Source organism: Herbaspirillum sp. Her4 (assembly GCF_057961335.1).
This window is the reverse complement of sequence record NZ_CM176330.1, coordinates 307,097-326,652: the sequence shown is the minus strand read 5'-3', so window position 1 is coordinate 326,652 and position 19,556 is coordinate 307,097. Positions and strand designations below refer to the sequence as shown.

The 19,556-nt window shown below is 60.3% G+C and carries 13 protein-coding genes and 1 tRNA gene; 5 read left to right on the top strand and 9 right to left on the bottom strand.

All coding sequences use genetic code 11. The annotated features are described in order from the left end of the window. Nucleotides 1-3 precede the first annotated feature (3 nt). Entirely contained in the window at nt 4-3,360 is a 3,357-nt protein-coding gene (locus ACWFUC_RS01515; RefSeq protein ID WP_489637423.1) for an autotransporter outer membrane beta-barrel domain-containing protein, read from the bottom strand. Nucleotides 3,361-3,564: 204 nt separating this feature from the next. On the opposite strand from ACWFUC_RS01515, the gene ACWFUC_RS01510 reads away from it, so the two are divergent. Together ACWFUC_RS01510 and ACWFUC_RS01505 are read left to right on the top strand one after the other, a co-directional pair. Next, nucleotides 3,565-4,260 carry a hypothetical protein gene (locus ACWFUC_RS01510; protein ID WP_489623908.1) on the top strand — a complete coding sequence of 232 codons (696 nt, stop codon included), beginning with the start codon at nt 3,565-3,567 and terminating at the stop codon, nt 4,258-4,260. Between the two features lie 7 nt (nt 4,261-4,267). After that, the gene (locus tag ACWFUC_RS01505; RefSeq protein ID WP_287019618.1) at nt 4,268-5,032 is read left to right on the top strand and encodes an OmpA/MotB family protein; all 765 of its coding nucleotides are present in this window, start codon (nt 4,268-4,270) and stop codon (nt 5,030-5,032) included. Nucleotides 5,033-5,122: 90 nt separating this feature from the next. On the opposite strand, the gene ACWFUC_RS01500 is transcribed toward ACWFUC_RS01505, so the two are convergent. The 4 genes from ACWFUC_RS01500 to ACWFUC_RS01485 all read right to left on the bottom strand — a co-directional run bounded on the left by ACWFUC_RS01500 (nt 5,123) and on the right by ACWFUC_RS01485 (nt 9,605). Beyond that, nucleotides 5,123-5,467, bottom strand: a complete 345-nt coding sequence (locus ACWFUC_RS01500; protein WP_489623907.1) for a DUF1493 family protein — start codon at nt 5,465-5,467, stop codon at nt 5,123-5,125. Nucleotides 5,468-5,490: 23 nt separating this feature from the next. Then, the gene (locus ACWFUC_RS01495) at nt 5,491-5,922 is read right to left on the bottom strand and encodes an STM2901 family protein (protein ID WP_489623906.1); all 432 of its coding nucleotides are present in this window, start codon (nt 5,920-5,922) and stop codon (nt 5,491-5,493) included. A 588-nt stretch (nt 5,923-6,510) separates the two neighbouring features. After that, the gene (locus tag ACWFUC_RS01490) at nt 6,511-8,835 is read right to left on the bottom strand and encodes an NACHT domain-containing protein (RefSeq protein WP_489623905.1); all 2,325 of its coding nucleotides are present in this window, start codon (nt 8,833-8,835) and stop codon (nt 6,511-6,513) included. A 694-nt stretch (nt 8,836-9,529) separates the two neighbouring features. Continuing rightward, nucleotides 9,530-9,605, bottom strand: a tRNA-Phe gene (locus ACWFUC_RS01485). An 85-nt stretch (nt 9,606-9,690) separates the two neighbouring features. Between ACWFUC_RS01485 and ACWFUC_RS01480 the strand changes: the two genes are divergently transcribed. Beyond that, a complete protein-coding gene (locus tag ACWFUC_RS01480; protein WP_489623904.1) occupies nt 9,691-10,923 on the top strand; it encodes a UbiH/UbiF family hydroxylase in 1,233 nt (410 codons plus the stop codon). Nucleotides 10,924-11,104: 181 nt separating this feature from the next. Further along, entirely contained in the window at nt 11,105-11,872 is a 768-nt protein-coding gene (locus ACWFUC_RS01475; protein ID WP_121040538.1) for a DsbC family protein, read from the top strand. A 74-nt stretch (nt 11,873-11,946) separates the two neighbouring features. On the opposite strand, the gene pth is transcribed toward ACWFUC_RS01475, so the two are convergent. After that, entirely contained in the window at nt 11,947-12,525 is a 579-nt protein-coding gene (pth, locus tag ACWFUC_RS01470) for an aminoacyl-tRNA hydrolase (protein ID WP_489623903.1), read from the bottom strand. 242 nt (nt 12,526-12,767) lie between these two features. On the opposite strand from pth, the gene ACWFUC_RS01465 reads away from it, so the two are divergent. After that, the gene (locus tag ACWFUC_RS01465; RefSeq protein ID WP_034331269.1) at nt 12,768-15,119 is read left to right on the top strand and encodes a Tex family protein; all 2,352 of its coding nucleotides are present in this window, start codon (nt 12,768-12,770) and stop codon (nt 15,117-15,119) included. A 161-nt stretch (nt 15,120-15,280) separates the two neighbouring features. Here ACWFUC_RS01465 and ACWFUC_RS01460 read toward each other — a convergent pair whose 3' ends face one another. The 3 genes from ACWFUC_RS01460 to aroKB form a co-directional block, all read right to left on the bottom strand. Further along, entirely contained in the window at nt 15,281-16,036 is a 756-nt protein-coding gene (locus tag ACWFUC_RS01460) for a DUF5610 domain-containing protein (protein WP_489623902.1), read from the bottom strand. Nucleotides 16,037-16,487: 451 nt separating this feature from the next. Then, nucleotides 16,488-17,639, bottom strand: a complete 1,152-nt coding sequence (locus ACWFUC_RS01455) for a deoxyguanosinetriphosphate triphosphohydrolase (RefSeq protein WP_489623901.1) — start codon at nt 17,637-17,639, stop codon at nt 16,488-16,490. A gap of 1 nt (nt 17,640) precedes the next feature. Further along, nucleotides 17,641-19,440 carry a bifunctional shikimate kinase/3-dehydroquinate synthase AroKB gene (gene aroKB / locus ACWFUC_RS01450; protein WP_489623900.1) on the bottom strand — a complete coding sequence of 600 codons (1,800 nt, stop codon included), beginning with the start codon at nt 19,438-19,440 and terminating at the stop codon, nt 17,641-17,643. Nucleotides 19,441-19,556 lie beyond the last annotated feature (116 nt).

Below are 19,556 nucleotides of genomic sequence, written 5' to 3'. Positions count from 1 at the left end.
GCATCAGAACAGCCAGCCCACACGTGCGGTCAGTTGATGCATCAGCGAGCGGTCGCGGACTTCGGCGTCATAGCCGAGCGTGCCATAGCTGCCCTGGGCCCCGTTGAAGCGATAGCTCACGCCCAGTTGCACGGCATCGCGATTGGGTGCGGTGCTGGCGGTGGTGAAGCTGGGGCCGCCGGCCACGAAGCTGGCGGTGACATCCGGGTTGCCCGCCAGCTCGTGCAGGTAGCGTGCACGCAGTTGCAGGCGGTCGCCGTTGTCGCTCAGGCGATTGAATTCCACGCCCAGGGTCGGCTGTACCGAATTGGCTCGGCTGGACTCCACGTTCTGCGCCAGCGCCGCATTGCCGCTTTCGGTGTAGCCCTCATTGCTCAGGTGCGACAGGCGCAGGCCGGCCAGCCAGCGGCCCGACCAGCGCTGGCTGAGGGCGAAGGGCAGGCCGGCTTCCACGCGGGCACCGACCTGCCAGCCGTTGTAGCTGCCGCTGACGGTCTGGCCGAGGAAGGGGATGGCACGCTGGCTGCTGTAATGATTGCCGCCCACCATGAGCGCGCCGTCGAGCGTCCAGCCATCCATATCCAGGCCAACGTAGCCGCCCACATGCACCGCATCGACGTTGACGTCATTGCCGCTGGCGTTGTCGCTGCCACGCGTGCCGGCACGCGTGTAGCCGAGCGTGAGGCCGGCCACTTCGCGGGCGGAGAGGTCGGTCTCCATGCCGGCAGCCATGCCGTAGGCGCTGACATCATAGCCATCAGCGCCGGCGCGGGCCTGCTGACGGCCCCCAGGCGCCGAGACCTTGCAGCCAGACACGGCCGCGTGGGCGGCTTCGCCGGTGGCCACGCCGCTGCCACCCTGGCTGGCCACGGGCGCATCGCCGCGTGCGCTGTCCACGCGTCCGGCCACGGCCGAGAAGACGCTGCCCATGGAGACCTGCGCCGCCTGCTGGCTGGCGCGATTGGTTTCCGGTTGCAACTGGCGCACCGCGCTGCGATAGGCGGCGGCCGTGGGCAAGGCATCCAGCGAGGCCAGCAGGTTCTGCACCTGGGCGTTGCTGCTGTTGTTGCCGAGCGCGTCGAGCGCGCGGCCCAGCGGGCTGCCGCTGACGTCGCTCACGCTGGCGGTGCGCCGGGCGGTGAGGATCAGGTCATTGCCCGAGACTTGCAGACCGTAGTCCAGCGTGGCGGTGTCGGCCAGCTGGATCGTCGACACATCGACCGACAGGCCGCTTGCGGCCGAGAGGATGGTCCAGCGTGCGGTGTTGGGGACATAGGTCTTGACCACCGGCTGCAGGGTCGCACCGTTGGCCAGCGTGGCGCTGCCGGCTGCATTGATCCGATCGGCCTGCGGTCCCGCCACGGCCACCTGCAGGGTCCCGTTGCTGCCCACGGAGAGATTGCCGCCGACGTTGACGGTGCGCGTGGCCGTACCCTCCGCCGCCTGGAATACGCCATTGATGGCGAGGTTGCCGCTGGTGCCGAAGGCGCCATTGACCTGCAGTACCGCACCCTGGTTGACGGTCATGTTGCTGACGGTGCCGAGGTCGTAATTGAAGCGCGTGACGCCGTCGCGCACGACGTAGTTTTCGAAGCCCGACAGCACCCCGGCCGCAAAGGCTTGCGTGCCGCCGGTGGTGAGCGTGTCGATGCCTGCGCCGCCGTTGATGGTGCCGATCACGGTGCCACCCAGCAGTTGCAGTGAATCGTCGCCGTCGCCCATGTCGATGGCCAGACCATTCTTGCCTTCGATGCGGCCGTAGTTGATCAGCGTATCGTTGCCGCCGCCCATCTGCACCGCCGCGCCCGGTACGGTGCTGCCACCCTGGCCGGTGAGCGTGGCCTGGGCGCCGCCGGTGATGACGCCGCTGGCGTTGTTGATGAGCGTGTCATCGTAATTGCCGACCAGACCGATGGCGATGCCCTTGTTGCCGGTGATGCTGCCGTCGTTGACGATGTACGCCTTGGCACCGTTGACGCCACTGGCCCCGCCGGTGCCGCGCCCGGTGGTGTTGCCGTTGTTGTAGGTGATGCGCGGATTGCTCGGGTCCTTGGACCAGTCATTGCCATCGTCGATGAGGATGCCGTGGGCATCGCCATAGATCACCGCGCCCGCGTGGTTGATGATGGTGCCACCGCCGGCGGCGATGCCATCGGCACCGTTTGGCTGGCCGGTGGAATCGAGGCCGCCTGCGCCATTGCCACGGATGGTCCCCCAGTTTTCGATGTAGGCGGTGCCGTCGATATCGACGCCGTCGCCGTCGCCATTGCTGGTGGTAGCGCCATTGCCGAGCACGTCATACACGCGTCCGCTGCCGGCGTAGTTGCCGATGATGGTGCCGTAGTTGAAGACCACGCCATGGCTGTCGAAGCCCACGCCCGAGCCATTGTTGCCGGTGATGACGCCGCCGGCCTGGTTGATCACCACGTTGTTGCTGATGGTCACGTTGCTGCGCGTGCTGCCATCGGCATAGGTGGCGTCGAAGGTGATGCCGGTGGCGCTCAGGCGCGGCGTGAGCTGGATGGCATTGGCGAGATTGCTGTCTGGTGTGGCGGCCACCGGATCACCGCCATCGATGCCGTGGCGCGCACCGGTGATGCTGCCGTAGTTGACGATGACCGCATTGCGGATGCCGTCGTCGATGGAGATGCCATCGGCCGCTTTCGGCGGCGAGCCGCTGGCACAGGCCGACAGGTAATCCGGACAGGAGGTGTTGACCGGGCTGGTGGTGAAGATGCGCCCGTAGTTGGTCAGCAGGATGTTGGAGCCCATCTTGATCGCGCTCGAACTCGACGAACTGATGGTGGCGCTGCTGTTGCTGGCCGAGCCGTTGACGATGGTATTGCCGGCGGTGGAGTAGTCGCCGTTGGCATTGATGGCGTAGTTCTTGCCATTGTCCGCATTGGTGGGCGTGGGGCCGGTCTGCGAGATGGTGCCGAGGTTGACGATGGAGAAGGTATCGCTGCCCTTGCCGATCAGGATGGTCGGTGTCTTGGCGCTGCTGGAGGAACTGGTGATGACGCCGCCAGCGGCGTTGTTGAGGATCAGGTTGACCTTCTTGTGGTTGATGCTGATGGCCGTCAGGCCGCTGTTCTGACCGATGGTGCCGGCGTTGTTGATGGTGACGGTGCTGAGGTTGTCGTTGTCCTGCGAGGTGCGGATGGTGGCCGCGCTGCCGGAAGCCAGGGTGCCGCCGGCATTGACGGTGATGGTATCGGCACCGTTCTTGGTCAGGGTCTTGGCGCTGGTGTCGGTCGTGCCGTTGGCCACCGTGTAGTTGGCCGCCTGGGCAGGGGCATGGATGGCTTGCAGGGCCAGGGCCAGCGGAAGCAGGCGAAGAGGTAAAGAAGAGCGGGCCATGTGCAAAGAAATTGGTAGCAAGTTGTCAAGAACTGAAAGTTTGCTGACAACTTGTGACCGGACCATTACATCGGTCGGCTGCGCGGGGCTTTTCGTCCCTCAGTGTGGTCTTTCTGATAATCTCCTGTCGTGACAAGACGCTGACAATGTAAAGAAGAAGGGGAGCAAGGATGGGAAGGTTAGTCATGCAGACAGGGGGAGTTCATGGATAAATCGCTGTGGAGTTTCCTGCTGCCGCAATGGGATGGCACGGCCTATGGCGCCCTGCAGTGGGTGTTTGCGCTGGTGTTGCTGTTGCTGGTGATCGCACTGCCGCTGCTGCTTTCACGCAGCGCCCGGCCTGCGCAGTGGCAGGCGCGGTTGCAAGCGCTGACCGGTGAGCGCGGGCCTCTGCCTGCGACGACCACACCGGACGAACTGAGCCAGGCCGTGGCCACTGCGCCGGAACGCTGGGCTACCGCGATGCCGGGCTTGATCCTGATGCTGGGTTTGCTGGGTACTTTCATCGGCCTGGGCCTGGCCTTGACGGCGACGGCCGGCGTGCTTGGACCACAGGCTGCACCGGGTGCGCTGGGAGCGGTGATCGATGCACTGGGCAGCAAGTTCAAGATTGCCGCATGGAGCATGCTGGCGTTTCTGATTCTGAAGTCCTGGATGATCTTGCGCGGGCATGAGCAGGCGCGGCTGGCGTGGAGCATCGGCATTCTCAAGGATGCGGCCACTGCGGCTGCGCAAGCGCAGGCGGTGCAACACGCAGAAGAACAGCAGCGTCTGGTCGACGCCATCAAGCAAAGCGGACAAGCCCTGCTGGCGGCACAACAGGCCGAGGCACAGCGCGCGCATCTGCGCCATGGCGAATGGCTGGAAGCGCTGCAGCGCCAGTCCGGACGTTCATCCTGAGGCGGCGATGAGTCAATCCGATCACGAATGGGTCGCGGCCACCGGGCTGATGGCGGCGCTGGCGGGGGTATTGATCGTCCTGCTGGCGGTGAGCCGGGCGGGTGGTCCCGAGATTGCGCAGCTGCGTGCGGAGGCACCGCAGGTGGCATCCGCTTCCACCCCGGCACCGCCACCGGCTGCCCCCTTGCCCGCTGCAGCACCCGCCCAACCGGCGCCTGCAGCGGCTGAAGCTGCACCACCGCCAGCCGCGCCGGCGACGGCCCGCCGCGAATCCGACGGGCCGGGATTGACGGTCGTGTTGCGCCAGGTGCAGACGGTGTTTGCGCAGCAGGGCGCTTCCAACCTGGTGGCTGTCGATACCGAGGCGGGGAAGATTACGCTGAAAGAGGGGGCATTCCGTCGCGGCAGTGCTTGCGTGGAGCCGGAAGCGCGGGCCGCGTTTGCGCAGGTCGAGGAGCGGATTGCGGAGTATTTGCAGCAGCATCCGGCGGGCCGCATTTATGTGGAAGGCCATACGGATGACAAGCCGGTGAAGGCACCGGTGACCGATGTGCGGGCGTATTGCACGGTCTACGATGACAACTTCACGCTGTCGGCGGCGCGCGCGCGCGAAGCGCGCTTGCTGCTGATCGGACGCAGTGCACCGGAAGCGGCGCGCCGCGTGATCGTGGCGGGGTATGGGGATTCGCAACCGCTGCCGGGGCTGGCAGCCAGTGATGAACGCAACCGGCGGGTGGAGGTGCGGTTCGTCAATGGGGGGGAGAGGAATTGAGCTGAGGTTGTAACGATGTGCACGTTGCGATCAGCTCGGTTTTGTTTTTCTGTTTTTGTGTTATCAGCTGGCGTGATGGGTTGTGTCGATTCAAGTCTGTGAAAGTGATGACAGTGAATCCAGGCGGGCACAATCCCATCGGCCATCAAGGGCGGCCTGGTAGAGCATGCCCAGGGTGATTGGTGGCCTGTCGTAGGAAGCCCGCTTTTTCTTCGAGATCAGCAGCAGGAAAATCTCAAGTGGACTGAAGCCTTCGGGGACAAAATAGTGATCAAAATTGTAGTCCCCGAAGTCGATGGAGAATTCTTCAAAGAAGTGCTCCATGAAATCTTCAGCCTCATCGCCGGTAACATCAAGATCGTCGTCAAGTTGAGTATCGCGGGCCAGTTGCTTTTTAGGGCTAGTGGCATTTTCCTTGCGGACCCAAGCTTCCAATCTTTCCCAAGCGACAGCGCGTATCACAAGACCTTGTCTTCCGTTCTGACCCGGCGATTATAGTTCGCAACGGAACGGCTCTTGATCGACGCGACGTTATGGGCCGACACCGCATACCCGACCAGAGGAAGGGCACGACCGACGCACTTGCCGATATTCTTTGTCATTAGCGTGTTCAGCGCTTTGATGCTTTGGTTGTTGAGCGTGGGAAGAATCTTCCTTTTCAAGTCGCAGCTGAGAGATCTGCGTCCCACGATGGACACCACCGATGTCTGTTTCGTGGCGCCGGAAGGCTTGGTTCTGCCGGGAATCCGATGTCGACCGGCGAGAGCAGCGGCCGCGGCACTGACATCGTCTACGCCAAACTCTTTGCACGTTTCATCGATGAAGACGTAGAAGAGCAGTTCGTTAGGGGAAAGTTGGGTATGCAGGCCAAAGCTGTAGGTGTTGTCCATGATTGTAGTCTTCGCGTGTTGAGGGGAGGGATTGCTCATCAAACCGCGATCAGACTGCTCGCTAAGTGCTGAGTTCTAAAGCCTGCACCAAGAGGTAAGCGAGTATTGTCAGCCTCGATCGCGCGCGTTGTACTGCTTCTTCGCGTCGATGCCAGGATTGACGCAGTTGCTGGAGGCTATGCCGACAACGAATCAGTTTGCTGCATGCGACATGGGTGGGATGTGGGCCGGAGGAGAAACATGCCCGAATGAGCCAACGAATATTGGCGCAGAAACGAGAAACGCCAACCCGAAGGTTGGCTTTTTTTTGTAACTTGGTGGTCCGGGGCGGAATCGAACCACCGACACGGAGATTTTCAAACCTGCCCCAATTGCCTTTACTTTAGGACGTCGTAAGAAGATAAGCTGTCGATATGCGCACTAGTAAAGATAATCGACTGCCAGGAGTAAATCTCGCAGAATTCTCTGCAACTGTTTTGCAGTCACTGGGGTAACCCGACTCTGCCTTAAAATAGTTTTCTCAGGATCTCGACTAGACAGCGTTCTCTAAAAATATGAACTATTTCAGGGAGAGAAGAATATTCTCGCTTAGTTAAGTAATCGGACTTCGGCTAGCAGTTCCTCTTTACTTTCCGAGGGCGCGGCGAGAATTGCTTTGACGCGATTTAACTCCTTTCGGGCCGGAATCCAGATGATGCCATCGGCTCTTGAATACACGAGTGCGAAGGAGTGTCGTTTCAGTAATTTAAGAATTTCTGAGACGTAGCGTCGTTCGTCAACATTTAGTCCTCGATAAAGTGCGCTTTCAGCTCTTCCCGAAATACTTTGAATAAATAGCTTTCTAAGCGTGATCAAGAGCACCTTTTCGGCCACCTTTAGTTGGACTGCTCGTAGAGCGCCATTCGTGCCAGTGGAGTCAAAGCCGATGAATTCACACAATAGAAATTTGGCCGGAGGAAGGTCGTTTTCTGATATCCGTCCATGAATGGATTCGAAAAGACAGTTGCTGAAAGTCGGAAATCGCTCTGGCGGAGCTTCGTGGTCGATACTAACTTCATCGAAGATGCAGTTGCTAAACGACAGCTTGGCGAGATTTGGCATTGATTCGTGAAACTCGACTGTCTCGCTTGAGAAACTCAATGCAGGTACATCCAATGAAAGTTGGAGATCAATATTCCCAGTTAGCAAAGTTTTGGCGACATCTCCACGAACGCAATTGAGGTCTGTCCGTGTATTGAGAAACGACACTGCCTGTTGGATGCATCTCCTAAGCGCATTTTTATCTTCGAACTTCCTCGAAACTAACTGAGCTCCAATGCTTGAAATCGGCCGATCACAAACATTCATTGCGTCCAGCCAAAGTTGGTTCGTGACCATTTCATAAGGTGAGTGCAAGAACGATAGAAGCTCTCTACCATTACAAATAGCTGCTAACTCTTTGTCGACGAAAGAACGACTTTCATCTTCCGCACGATAAATGCCTAATCCTGGTAATCTTTGGATTGCAAGGAGGCCCTGCTCATCAGGTTCATAGCCGCATATTTCGCTAAAGGCGGAAAACAGGTCTGTTCGGGTAATCGGACCAAGACCGTCCAAACTTGGTCTGGCCACGGTCGACAATCGCTGGAGAATACGGCATAGAGTTGCGCCATCTAAGTTGGTTTCGATACGTTCTTCCCGTTTGTAAATCTGATCGAGAAGATAGTCCCAGCCGTCAATAGCATCGGGCAACGCCGTGTTGTATTGAATTTCGGTGAGCAAGCCACGTGCAGCTAGGTAGCCAAGTAGCAAGGGGCGGGTCGGTAACCACGCCGGTATTTGAAAATTCTGGAGAGATGATGCAAATGCCCCGAGAAACTTCCTCACTTGATCTTCAGTGAACTCATCTATGCTAAGAACAAGTCCGCTTTGCAATCCAAGTGCTTGCGCTAACTCACGATCGTTTTCGAAGTAGTGGCTGCGCCCGCTTACTATCACACCATGGTGATTGCTATCTCTAATGAGAGCTCGAACGCCTGCCAAGGATCTTTGCCGAAGATCTTTTAATTTCTTCCACGATCCTTGAACGCCTAGTGACGTGACTTCGTCGAAGCCATCAATCAAAAGAAAAACAAAGCCTGCCCGCCAAGCACGGATCAATGAAGCATTAGATGGAAAACCGATATTTCTGGCGTGACGTTCAATTATTTCTACTGGGTCGTTTTGCCCAGAATGCTCTCGTAGATTAATGTAGATTGGGAACTTCGACGTTGCGCCTTTCAGATATCTTTCCCTAAGCTTTATATAGATTTCGCGCAACGTCATGCTCTTGCCGGCACCATACTGCCCGACTAGAGCAAAATGTTTTCCGTCCTCCAAGTCGCTTATTACTTGTAGAAGCTCATAGTGCTCGCCATTCTCAGCACAGGAAAAGCCCATCTCAACAAATGGAATGGACGGCTTAATAGACGGCGGTTTTCCGTTGTGCTCGAAGTCATAGACGCTACCAAATGAATGGTCGTCTCGTGCTGTCAAATAGGCGCGCACGTCGATCAAACTCTGCTGAAACTGAGCGAAGGATACAGCGCGAATCTGACCCTTGCCGATCTCATTGACTTCCTTCCTCTGGTCTGCAGTTGGTTCATTTTTTGTAATAAACCAGCCCACCGCTGCTTTTAATTTGCCACCTTTGTTGTAATCGTAAATCGCCTTAAAAATCTTTTTAGAGTCATCACGCGCCTTTGATGCAGATGCAGAGATTGTGCACTCAATGAAATTGATTGATTCATCGGTTTCGAAAACCCCATCTCGCTCACGTCCATCTACGAGCGCTGCCCCTGAGAATTGGGCGGATACCCATTTGGCTCGCGCAATCCGACGAACCTCGTTTTCAAAATCATCTGCGATATTTCGCCCCTGTGCGATAGCGCTCATAGCTTCCCCTGTTGTTTTGTATTTTAAGCCTGCCAATTTTATACGAACTGGAAGGTGGTATGCATGAGCAAGGGCGGGGCTAGCCGATCCAAGTGGTTACGCGTAGATGTTGATTATTGAGAAATTAGTCTTTACGTTAAGTATCGCGAGTTTGGTCATATAAGTTATGAACGTACGTCGCAAGATGAACGGCTGAAAAGTGAGTGCATCCTAAAACCGTGTCGTAAATCCCTCGAACGTCGAGCCGTTGCGCAACAAGCAGAGGTGTATCGGCTTAAATATTCCAACTTACCCATGTGTGTCGGGTCTCTTGCCGTCAAAATCTTCAATGCGGCAGCGAGTCAGCACCTTTTTCCTGGCTGCGGTAGATTTGAATTGCCCTCGCCGTTGTTTGCGAAGAAGAGCGTGGATGACGCTCCAACATAGATGTCAGAGCAGTACGGCATCTTGATACAAAGGGATGGCGGTTACTCGCCTGTTTCGTCTGTGCGGATCGGGTGCAAGGTGGTCGCAGGGAGTTTTTTGCGCTGATGGATTCTCTGTGACTAGCGCACGCTTGAAGATTATCGTTCCGTAAGATTCGAGTAGGGAAGTGCTGCTAGATGGGGCTAATTGGAGTCAGGCCGACGTGAGCCATAGGTTTTTTCCGCAGAAACGAAAAACGCCAACCCGAAGGTTGGCGTTTTCTATAACTTGGTGGCCCGGGGCGGAATCGAACCACCGACACAAGGATTTTCAATCCTCTGCTCTACCAACTGAGCTACCAGGCCAAGACGGACAAGTATAGACACTTTAAAAAATTATGCAAGTCCTTTTTGAAAAATAGTTTTCGCGACCCCGTTTATAATCGCCAGCATGACTACCCAAGCACACACCCATACTTCTTCGCCGGCCGCGGCTGGCACTGACATCTGCATCGTCGGCGACGGCGCGGTCGGCAAGACGGCGGCGCTGGGGCTGGCCCAGGCGGGCTTCAAGGTGACCCTGCTGGCTCCCCCGCCCGCGACCACCGCGCCCGACCCCGCCAGCTGGGACGTGCGCGTCTACGCCCTCAACCACACCGCGCACCGCCTGCTGTCGTCGGTGCGCGTCTGGGACGCCATGGATGCCGCCCGCATCGCGCCGGTGGACAACATGACCGTGCATGGCGATGGCCTGCCCGAGAAAGCCCGCCCCGGCCTGCTTTCCTTCGATGCCTACGCCGCCCGCACCGATGCCCTGGCCTGGATCGTCGAGGACCGTAACCTCGACCAGGCGCTCGACGCCGCCCTGCGCTTCGCCCCCAACGTGCGCGTGCTGCACGGCCGCGCCTCCGCGCTGGCAGTGGCCGGCGAGACCGCCACCCTGACGCTGGAATCCGGCCAGTCGCTGTCAGCCGCGCTGGTGGTCGGTGCCGACGGCGCCAACTCCTGGGTGCGCGGGCAGTGCGATATCGGCCTCGATTACCGCGCCTACGGCCAGAACGCCATTGTCACCAATTTCTCCTGCGAGCTGCCCCATCGCGGCGTGGCCTACCAGTGGTTCAGCCCGACCGAAGGCGTGATCGCCCTGCTGCCGCTGCCGGGCAACCGCGTCTCGCTGGTCTGGTCCGCACCCCAGGCGCTGGCCGATCAATTGCTGCAGCTGCCGTTGTCGGCCCTGGCCGAGCGCCTGGCCCAATGGGCCGCGCCAGTGCTGGGCGCGCTCACGCCGCTGCAGCCCGAAGTGGCCAAGGCCTTCCCGCTGCGCCTGATCAAGCCGCACGCGATGATCGCCCCGCGCGTGGCCCTTATCGGCGACGCCGCCCACGTCGTGCACCCCATGGCCGGCCACGGCATGAACCTGGGCTTCGGCGATGTGGCCGCGTTGATCGACATCCTGCTCAAGCGTGAACCGCAGTACGACTGCGGCGACGAGCGCGTGCTGCGCCGCTATGCCCGCGCCCGCAAGGAAGAAGTGCTGCTGATGCAGATCGCCACAGACGGCCTGCATCGCCTCTTCTCCACCGAGGCCGAGCCGGTGCGCCTGGTGCGCAACCTCGGCATGAGCCTGGTCAACCATCTGCCCATCCTGAAACGCCGCCTCATTGCCCATGCGCTGGGGCAGTAAGGGACGGTGATTTCAGGTAAGGTAGGGCCTCTGGCGAAGCGCGGCGGTACGATGCCTGTCTTCGCCAGCGCAACACCTTCCCCCTACATTGTTGAAAGACATGTGCGAACCCAGTCCCGGCGCGGCTTTGCGGCCGACGTTCCGAAGATTGGGCGCGCGTTTGATTTGAATCAGGACGAGTATGAAAAAATTTTTGACCGCAGGTGCGAGCTCCTTGCGCCATCTGAGCATGGCGGCAGTGCTGCTGGCTTCCACCGTCGTGGGCGTGAGCGCGCATGCGCAAGCCGAGGCCGCCGACAGCACCGAGGCCACCATCAAGAAGCTCATCGAGCCGCGCCTGGGCAAGGATGCCAAGGTCGATGCCGTCACCAAGACGCCCTATGCCGGTCTCTATGAAATCCAGATCGATGGCGACGTCATCTACACCGATGCCAAGGCCCAGTATCTCTTCATCGGCCGCGTGGTCGATTCGCAGACCTATCGCGACTACACCAAGGAAAAGATCGATTCGCTGAACCAGACGCCGTTCTCGGCCCTGCCGCTGGACAAGGCCATCAAGACCGTCAAGGGTAACGGCAAGCGCGTGATCGCCATCTTCGAGGATCCCAACTGCATCTACTGCAAGCGCCTGCACAAGACTCTGCAGGAAGTGGACAACATCACCTACTACACCTTCCAGTACAACATCCTCTCGCCGGATTCCATCGTGAAGTCGCGCAACATCTGGTGCGCACCCAATCCGAGCAAGGCCTGGAACGAGTGGATGGTGAGCGGCAAGGAAGCACCGGCCGCTGCCGCCTCCTGCAACGCCCCGCATGAAGAGGTGCTGGCCCTGGGCAAGAAGCTCAAGGTCACCGGCACGCCGACCATCTTCTTTGCCGATGGCTCGCGCATTCCTGGCGCGGTCGATGCCAAGGGACTGGAACAGAAACTGTCTTCGCTGAAGTAAGCAGATAAAGAAAAAGGGCGCTCGCATGTCGAGCGCCCTTCGTTCATCTGCCTTGTTTTTTCCCCGGCAGGGGATTACTTCCCGGTATGCAATTCCATCATGGCCTGTTCGAACTTGCCCTGCACCAGCAGGGAGATGACGTTCAGGCTCTTGTCCAGCGCCTCGTTGATCAGCGCCTGTTCTTCCTTGCGCGGCCGGTGCAGCACGAAGTCGGCCACCGGCTGTTGCAGCCCCAGCGTGCGCGGATGGCCGATGCCCAGGCGCAGGCGCCAGTAGTCTTGCGTGCCCAGCGCAGCGGTGATGTCCTTCAAGCCGTTGTGTCCGCCCGAGGAACCGCCTTTCTTGATCTTGGCCGCGCCCGGCGGCAGGTCCAGTTCGTCATGCACCACCAGCACTTCATCCGGATTGATCTTGTAGAAGCGCGCCAGTGCACCGACCGACTGGCCGGACCGGTTCATGTAGGTCTGCGGTTCCAGCAGCCAGACCTCATTGCCGGCGATGCTGGTCTTGCCCGCCAGCGCGTTGAAACGCTGCTCGCGCGCCAGGCGCACCGGACCGGCGAGATTGTCGACCAGCCAGAAGCCGGCGTTGTGGCGGGTTTGTTCATATTCCGGGCCGGGGTTGCCGAGACCGACGATGAGACGGATGGACATGGTGCTAAGAGACGAGAACGCGCAATGCGAAAGCGCCGATTATCCCGGCTTTGCGGCTGCGCGTCCAATCCGCGCGTTGCCGGGCAGGGGCCGGCGAGGCCCGTGCCAAGGCACTTTGGCGTGCAATCGCACAATGTCAAGATTGGCTTGGCTGCCTGAATTGCGTATCATCCAACGCTTGTTTTTCTTCACTGCATAAACGCTTAACCGCTTAATTGCTCAACTGTTGACTGGGTTTCACCATGCTGCCTTCTATCGAACAACGACTCGCCCTCGAACTCGCCGCCAAGCCGGTTCAGGTCGCTGCCGCCATCGCCTTGCTGGACGAAGGTGCCACCGTTCCCTTCATCGCCCGCTACCGCAAGGAAGTCACCGGCGGCCTGGACGATGTCCAACTGCGTCTGCTGGAAGAGCGCCTGCGTTACCTGCGCGAGCTGGAAAGCCGCCGCGCCGCGATCATCGCCTCCATCGAAGAGCAGGGCAAGATGACGCCCGTGCTGCTGGACGCCATCACCCATGCGGAAGACAAGACCCGCCTGGAAGACCTCTACCTGCCCTACAAGCCCAAGCGCCGCACCAAGGCCCAGATCGCCGCCGAAGCCGGCCTGACCGAGCTGGCCGATGCGCTCCTGAATGACCCGGCCCTGAATCCGGAAGAAGAAGCGGCCAAGTTCATCAAGCCCGCCTTCACCACCGACAACGGCGACAACCCCGGCGTGCCCGATACCAAGGCCGCCCTGGATGGCGCGCGCCAGATCCTCATGGAGCGTTTCTCGGAAGATGCCGAGCTGCTGCAGAGCCTGCGTGAATACCTCACCGAGCACGGCGTGGTCGAATCCAAGGTGATCGAGGGCAAGCAGGATGCCGGTGAAAAATTCGCCGACTATTTCGATTACTCCGAAACCTATTCCACCATTCCCTCGCACCGCGCCCTGGCACTGTTCCGTGGCCGCCGCGAAGAGATGTTGAACGTCATCCTGCGCCTGGATACCGAAGAAGAGAAGCCGAAGTGGGATGCCCCGCACAATCCCTGCGAAGGTCGCATTGCTTCACGTTTCGGTGTGTCCAACAAGGGCCGTCCGGCCGACAAATGGCTCTCCGACACGGTACGCTGGGCCTGGCGCGTGAAAGTCTTCATGCACCTCGAAACCGAGCTGATGACCAACCTGCGCGAGAAGGCCGAGGCTGAAGCCATCAACGTCTTCGCCCGCAACCTGAAGGACCTGCTGCTGGCGGCACCGGCCGGCCCGCGTGCCACCATGGGCCTGGATCCGGGCCTGCGTACCGGCGTGAAGGTCGCCATCGTGGACGCCACCGGCAAGGTCGTCGCCACCGATACCATCTATCCTCACCAGCCGCGCAATGACTGGAACGGTTCGCTGCATACCCTCTCGCAACTGGCCGAGAAGCACAATGTCTCGCTGATCTCGATTGGCAACGGCACCGCCTCGCGTGAGACTGACAAGCTGGCCCAGGACCTCATCAAACTGCGTCCCGAACTCAAGCTCACCAAGATCGTGGTCTCCGAAGCGGGCGCGTCGGTGTATTCGGCCTCCGAATTCGCTTCCAAGGAATTGCCGGATCTGGACGTGTCGCTGCGCGGCGCGGTCTCGATTGCGCGCCGCCTGCAGGACCCGCTGGCCGAGCTGGTCAAGATCGATCCCAAGTCCATCGGCGTGGGCCAGTACCAGCACGATGTGAGCCAGTCGCAACTGGCGCGCTCGCTGGATGCCGTGGTCGAGGACTGCGTCAACGCGGTGGGGGTCGATGTGAACACCGCTTCCGCACCGCTGCTGGCGCGCGTCTCCGGGCTCAACGCCAGCGTGGCGCAGAGCATCGTGTCCTACCGGGATATGAAGGGTATGTTCAATTCCCGCGCAGCGCTGCGTGAGGTGCCGCGCCTGGGCGACAAGACCTTCGAGCAAGCCGCCGGCTTCCTGCGCGTGATGAATGGCGAGAACCCGCTGGATGCCTCGGCGGTGCACCCGGAATCCTATCCGCTGGTGGAAAAGATCCTGGCCGACATCAAGAAGGATGTGAAGAGCGTGCTGGGCCAGACCTCGCTGTTGAAGGGCCTGTCGCCGGCCAAGTATGCCGATGAGAAGTTCGGTGTGCCCACCGTCACCGACATCTTGAAGGAACTCGACAAGCCAGGCCGTGACCCGCGTCCCGAGTTCACCACCGCCACCTTCAAGGAAGGCGTGGAAGAGATCAAGGACCTGCGCGTGGACATGATCCTCGAAGGCGTGGTCACCAACGTGGCGGCCTTCGGTGCCTTCGTCGACATCGGCGTGCACCAGGATGGCCTGGTCCACATTTCGGCGCTGTCCAACAGCTATGTGAAGGATCCGCACACCGTGGTCAAGGCCGGCCAGGTGGTCAAGGTCAAGGTGCTGGAAGTGGACGAGAAGCGCAAGCGCATCGCCCTGACCATGCGCCTGAACGACACCGCGCCGGCCCCGGGTGCGCGCAATGAACAGCGCGGTGACCGTACCGATTCGCGCCGTTTGTCGCAACACCAGAACCAGCGTGGCCGTGAGCAGGCACCGGCCAACAATGCGATGGCGGCGGCGTTTGCGAAGTTGCGTGGGTGATGTTTTTTTGTGATGGTTTGTGATGTCGAGGGCGGTCTTTCTCACGCCTTTCGATGTCATGAAAAATAAGTAAAAAGAGGCTGTCTCCCAACAGAGACAGCCTCTTTTTTATTAGTTTTTGCGAATTGGCTTTTGCAACTCAGCGCGACTGCAAGGTGCGATTACGCACTGGTGCTGATCCGCGTCTGGCTCACCGACACTGAAATACTGACAGTCGTCTCGCTGGCCACCAGCGTACCGCCCTGGCCATCCGCATTGCCTTCGCTGCCCGATCCGTCCTCACCCTCCTGCTTGCCGCCCTTGACCTTGTTGATGAAGTCGCCCAGCGCCTTCTGCACCAGGTCATAGGTCTTGTCGATGTTGCTGGCGATATCGCCTTGCAGCACGTTCAGGCTCTCCAGGATGCCGCGCGCTTCCTTGAAGCCCTGGTCGACACCCTTGAAGATCAGGTTCATGTAGTCGTCGATGTTGCTGGCATCTTCCTTGTCCGGATTGTTCTGCTTGTAGAGCTCGAACATGTTGGTGATGAAGGAGACGATACGGCCGGCCGTTGCCTCCGGCGAATTGTCCTGGGTCGATGCGGTCTGGATGGCGTTGTCGCCCAGCTGCGGACGCAGGATATCGTTGATGTTCTCGATGGCGGTCTTGTAGACCAGTGACAGCGGATCGTTCTGCGTCTGCAGCGATACCTCCAGCGAGGATTGCACGATGGAGAGATTGAACTGGGCCTTGGTGCCGCTCACGGTGAGCAGGTTGGCTTGCTTGGCCTGGGCGATCTTGTCGCCGCCGCTGCTGTCGCCGGCGGTGGCGGGCAGCTTGTCGTTGTCTGACGCTGCGGCAGAGGTCGACGAAGTGGAAGAAGGGGTGACGGGCAGCAGGGACTTGTTGTCCACGCCGCTGGTGTTGCCGATAGCCATGACGGTCTCCTGAAAATGAAAGGGGATCCGGGCATCAGAGGGGGAGACGGATCCACGGAAGCGAAACTGCGCACCATGCGCATCCACTCCATTCCTGCATAACGGCCTGTTCAAAGCGGACTTGATATTGACATAAATTTACACCTGTCAGTTTCTGGGGGACTTCGTTGACAAGCCTGCATTGCACCCGCGCAATCTTTGGAAAAGCCTTGCTGGAAGCGGGTTTGCGGCGATACTGTGCGTGCCGTCGGGTTGGCTGCGACGGATGCAGGCGATCAAGAAAAAATGTAACGAAATGTGCGCGAGAGACCGGCAGCGGGATTTCAATTGCAGTGAGGTAATGAAATTGCGCTGGCAGCACGACAATGAGGGCGCACGGATGCGCTGAATGAAAACGCCGCGTATCGATACGCGGCGTTCAACGCGGGCGTTGCACCCGCTCCATCAATCCTCACTCCATCACGAACAAGCGCCGATGCTCGCGAATGGCATAGCGATCGGTCATGCCGGCGATGTAGTCGGCGACTTTGCGCGCCTGCTTGTCGAGACGCTGGGTTTCGTCCGTGATGCCCTTGACCTGATAGTCCGGCGGCAGCAGGCTGGGCTGCGTGGTGAAGGCTTCGAACATCTCTGCAATGATGCGCCGTGCCTTGGCCGTCATGCGATTGACCTGATAGTGGCGGTAGAGCTTCTCGCGCAGGAATTTTTTCAGGATGGCCGCTTCGGCTGCCATCGCATCGGAGAAGGCGATGAGCTGCGGCGCATTGCGCACATCCTCGATGTCGCGCGGGGCGATCTCGGCGATGCGGCTGCGCGAGGTCTGGTTCAGGTCGACGATGAGCGCATTGATCATGCGGCGCACGGTCTCATGGATGACGCGGCGTCCGGTGATGCCGGGATACGCCTGTTCGACTTCGCGCAGATGGCGTGCGAAGAAATCGACTTCGCTCATCAGCTCCATGGTCAACAGGCCGGAGCGCAGGCCATCGTCGATGTCGTGATTGTTGTAGGCGATCTCATCGGCCAGGTTGGCCAGCTGCGCTTCCAGCGAGGGCTGCTTCTTTTCCAGGAAGCGCACGCCGATCTCGCCCAGCTGGCGCGCATTGTGCAGGGAGCAGTGCTTGAGGATGCCTTCGCGCGTCTCGAAGGTGAGATTGAGGCCATCGAAGGCAGCGTAGTGCTGCTCCAGCTCATCGACCACGCGCAGGCTCTGCAGGTTGTGTTCGAAGCCGCCGTGATGCTTCATGCAGTGGTTGAGCTCGTCCTGCCCGGCATGGCCGAAGGGCGTGTGGCCGAGGTCGTGGGCCAGCGAGATGGCTTCCACCAGGTCTTCGTTCAGTTGCAGGTTGCGCGCGCAGGAGCGTGCGATCTGGGCGACTTCGATGCTGTGGGTCAGGCGGGTGCGGAACAGGTCGCCTTCATGATTGACGAAGACCTGCGTCTTGTATTCGAGACGGCGGAAGGCGGTGGAGTGGACGATGCGGTCACGGTCGCGCTGGAATTCGCTGCGCGAGCCCGGTGGCGTTTCACTGAAGCGCCGGCCTCGCGAACTTGCCGAGTGGGCGGCATAGGGGGCGAGATGGTCGGGCGCTTCAGTGTGCATGTCATTCTCCGGTGCAGGCCGCCAGGGTTTGCAAGAGCAGTTCCTGCGGCGCGTTGGTAATCAGGGGACTGCCCAGCGGCTTGATCAGGATGAACTTGATCGCGCCGCCTTCGTTCTTCTTGTCCACTTCCATCAGGTCCAGCCAGCGTTCGGTGCCCAGGTTCGGGGCCACCGTCGGCAGGCCGGCCGCGGCGGTCACGGCGCGGATCCGTTCGCGCGTGGCGGCATCGATGTAGCCCAGGCGCTGCGACAGATCGGCCGCCATCACCATGCCGCAACCGACCGCCTCGCCATGCAGCCACTGGCCGTAGCCCAGGCCATTCTCGATCGCATGGCCGAAGGTGTGGCCGAAGTTGAGGATGGCGCGCAGGCCGCCTTCGCGTTCGTCCTGGCGCACCACCTCGGCCTTGATCTCGCAGGAGCGCTGGATGGCATAGGCCAGGGCGGCGTCATCCTTGGAGACCAGGCGCGCCATATTGGTTTCGATCCAGTCGAAGAAGGGAGCATCGATGATGGCACCGTGCTTGATGACTTCGGCAATGCCGGCCGCCAGTTCGCGCGGGGGCAGGGTGTGCAGGGTGGCGGTATCGGCGATGACGGCCTGCGGCTGGTAGAAGGCGCCGATCATGTTCTTGCCCAGCGGATGGTTGATGCCGGTCTTGCCGCCCACCGAGGAATCCACCTGCGACAGCAAGGTCGTGGGCACTTGCACGAAGGGCACGCCGCGCATGTAGGAGGCGGCCGCAAAGCCGGTCAGGTCGCCGATCACGCCGCCGCCCAGGGCGATGAGGGTGGTCTTGCGGTCGCACTTGTCGGCCAGCAGACGATCGAAGATCTTCATCAGGCTGGCCCAGTTCTTCTCTTCCTCGCCATCGGGCAGCACGATCTCGGTGACCTGCTTGCCTGCCGCGCGCAGCGCTTGCGCCACCTTGTCGAGGTAGAGCGGACCGACCTTGTCATTGGTGACGATGGCCACGCGCTTGCCCTTGACGTATTGCGGCAAAAGCGTGGCGTCATCCAGCAGGCCGCGGCCGATGTGGATGGGATAGCTGCGTTCGCCCAGGTCGACGTTGAGGGTCAGCGAAGCGATCGTGGTAGCGGCGGGAGCGGTGTTCTGGTTCATGCTGCGAAGATTCGGTTCGGTGCTGGCGGCACCATGGAAGATCTGGGTGGAATGACTGCGGGACAGCGTGGTGCTGCCGTCCGCGCCTTGCGTCAGGACCGCGCTGTGACTCTCGAATACGACGGTTTCGTCAGGTTCCGGTTCGGCCAGCCAGGAACCATGCTTGGGCGAGAGTTCCAGATGGCTGATGATGGTCTGCACCAGGAATTGCACATTGGGCCGGTTGGTCTCGACGACGAAATCGGCCACTTCGCGATACAGCGGATCGCGCTGGCGCGACAGCTCTTCGAGCTTGCGGCGCGGATCGGCGGTCTGCAGCAGCGGGCGGTTCTTGTCGCGGCCGGTACGTTGCAGGATCTGGTTGATGCTGGCGCGCAGGTAGACGACGGTGCCGCCCTTCTTGAGGTTCTCGCGATTCTCGGCACGCAGGACGGCACCGCCGCCGGTGGCCAGCACGATGTCGGGCTGGGCTGCGAGCTCGCGGATGATCTCGGCTTCGCGGCGACGGAAGTTCTCCTCGCCCTCGATCTCGAAGATCACCGGGATGGTGGCACCGGTCCGCGCTTCGATCTCGTGGTCCGAATCGACGAAGCGCTTGTTCAGCTTTTTGGCCAGGGCCCGGCCTATGGTGGTCTTGCCGGCTCCCATCAGGCCGACAAGGAAAATGCTTCCCGTCATATCTAAGAATTCTGCGCTTTGCGCTACTGGCCAATGTCATGGCGCCGCACGTCTGCCGGCACGGTCGCCTGCCGCCCGGTGGACGGCTGTGTTGCCCGCCGCTGGCGGGCTTGCGC

Bases quoted from the DNA above. Each gene is read 5' to 3' on its own strand.
- pth (WP_489623903.1), bottom strand. From the start codon at position 12,525: ATGTCCATCCGTCTCATCGTCGGTCTCGGCAACCCCGGCCCGGAATAT.
- ACWFUC_RS01460 (WP_489623902.1), bottom strand. From the start codon at position 16,036: ATGGCTATCGGCAACACCAGCGGCGTGGACAACAAGTCCCTGCTGCCC.
- aroKB (WP_489623900.1), bottom strand. From the start codon at position 19,440: ATGACGGGAAGCATTTTCCTTGTCGGCCTGATGGGAGCCGGCAAGACC.
- ACWFUC_RS01515 (WP_489637423.1), bottom strand. From the start codon at position 3,360: ATGGCCCGCTCTTCTTTACCTCTTCGCCTGCTTCCGCTGGCCCTGGCC.
- ACWFUC_RS01505 (WP_287019618.1), top strand. From the start codon at position 4,268: ATGAGTCAATCCGATCACGAATGGGTCGCGGCCACCGGGCTGATGGCG.
- ACWFUC_RS01475 (WP_121040538.1), top strand. From the start codon at position 11,105: ATGAAAAAATTTTTGACCGCAGGTGCGAGCTCCTTGCGCCATCTGAGC.
- ACWFUC_RS01455 (WP_489623901.1), bottom strand. From the start codon at position 17,639: ATGCACACTGAAGCGCCCGACCATCTCGCCCCCTATGCCGCCCACTCG.
- ACWFUC_RS01510 (WP_489623908.1), top strand. From the start codon at position 3,565: ATGGATAAATCGCTGTGGAGTTTCCTGCTGCCGCAATGGGATGGCACG.
- ACWFUC_RS01465 (WP_034331269.1), top strand. From the start codon at position 12,768: ATGCTGCCTTCTATCGAACAACGACTCGCCCTCGAACTCGCCGCCAAG.
- ACWFUC_RS01495 (WP_489623906.1), bottom strand. From the start codon at position 5,922: ATGGACAACACCTACAGCTTTGGCCTGCATACCCAACTTTCCCCTAAC.
- ACWFUC_RS01490 (WP_489623905.1), bottom strand. From the start codon at position 8,835: ATGAGCGCTATCGCACAGGGGCGAAATATCGCAGATGATTTTGAAAAC.
- ACWFUC_RS01480 (WP_489623904.1), top strand. From the start codon at position 9,691: ATGACTACCCAAGCACACACCCATACTTCTTCGCCGGCCGCGGCTGGC.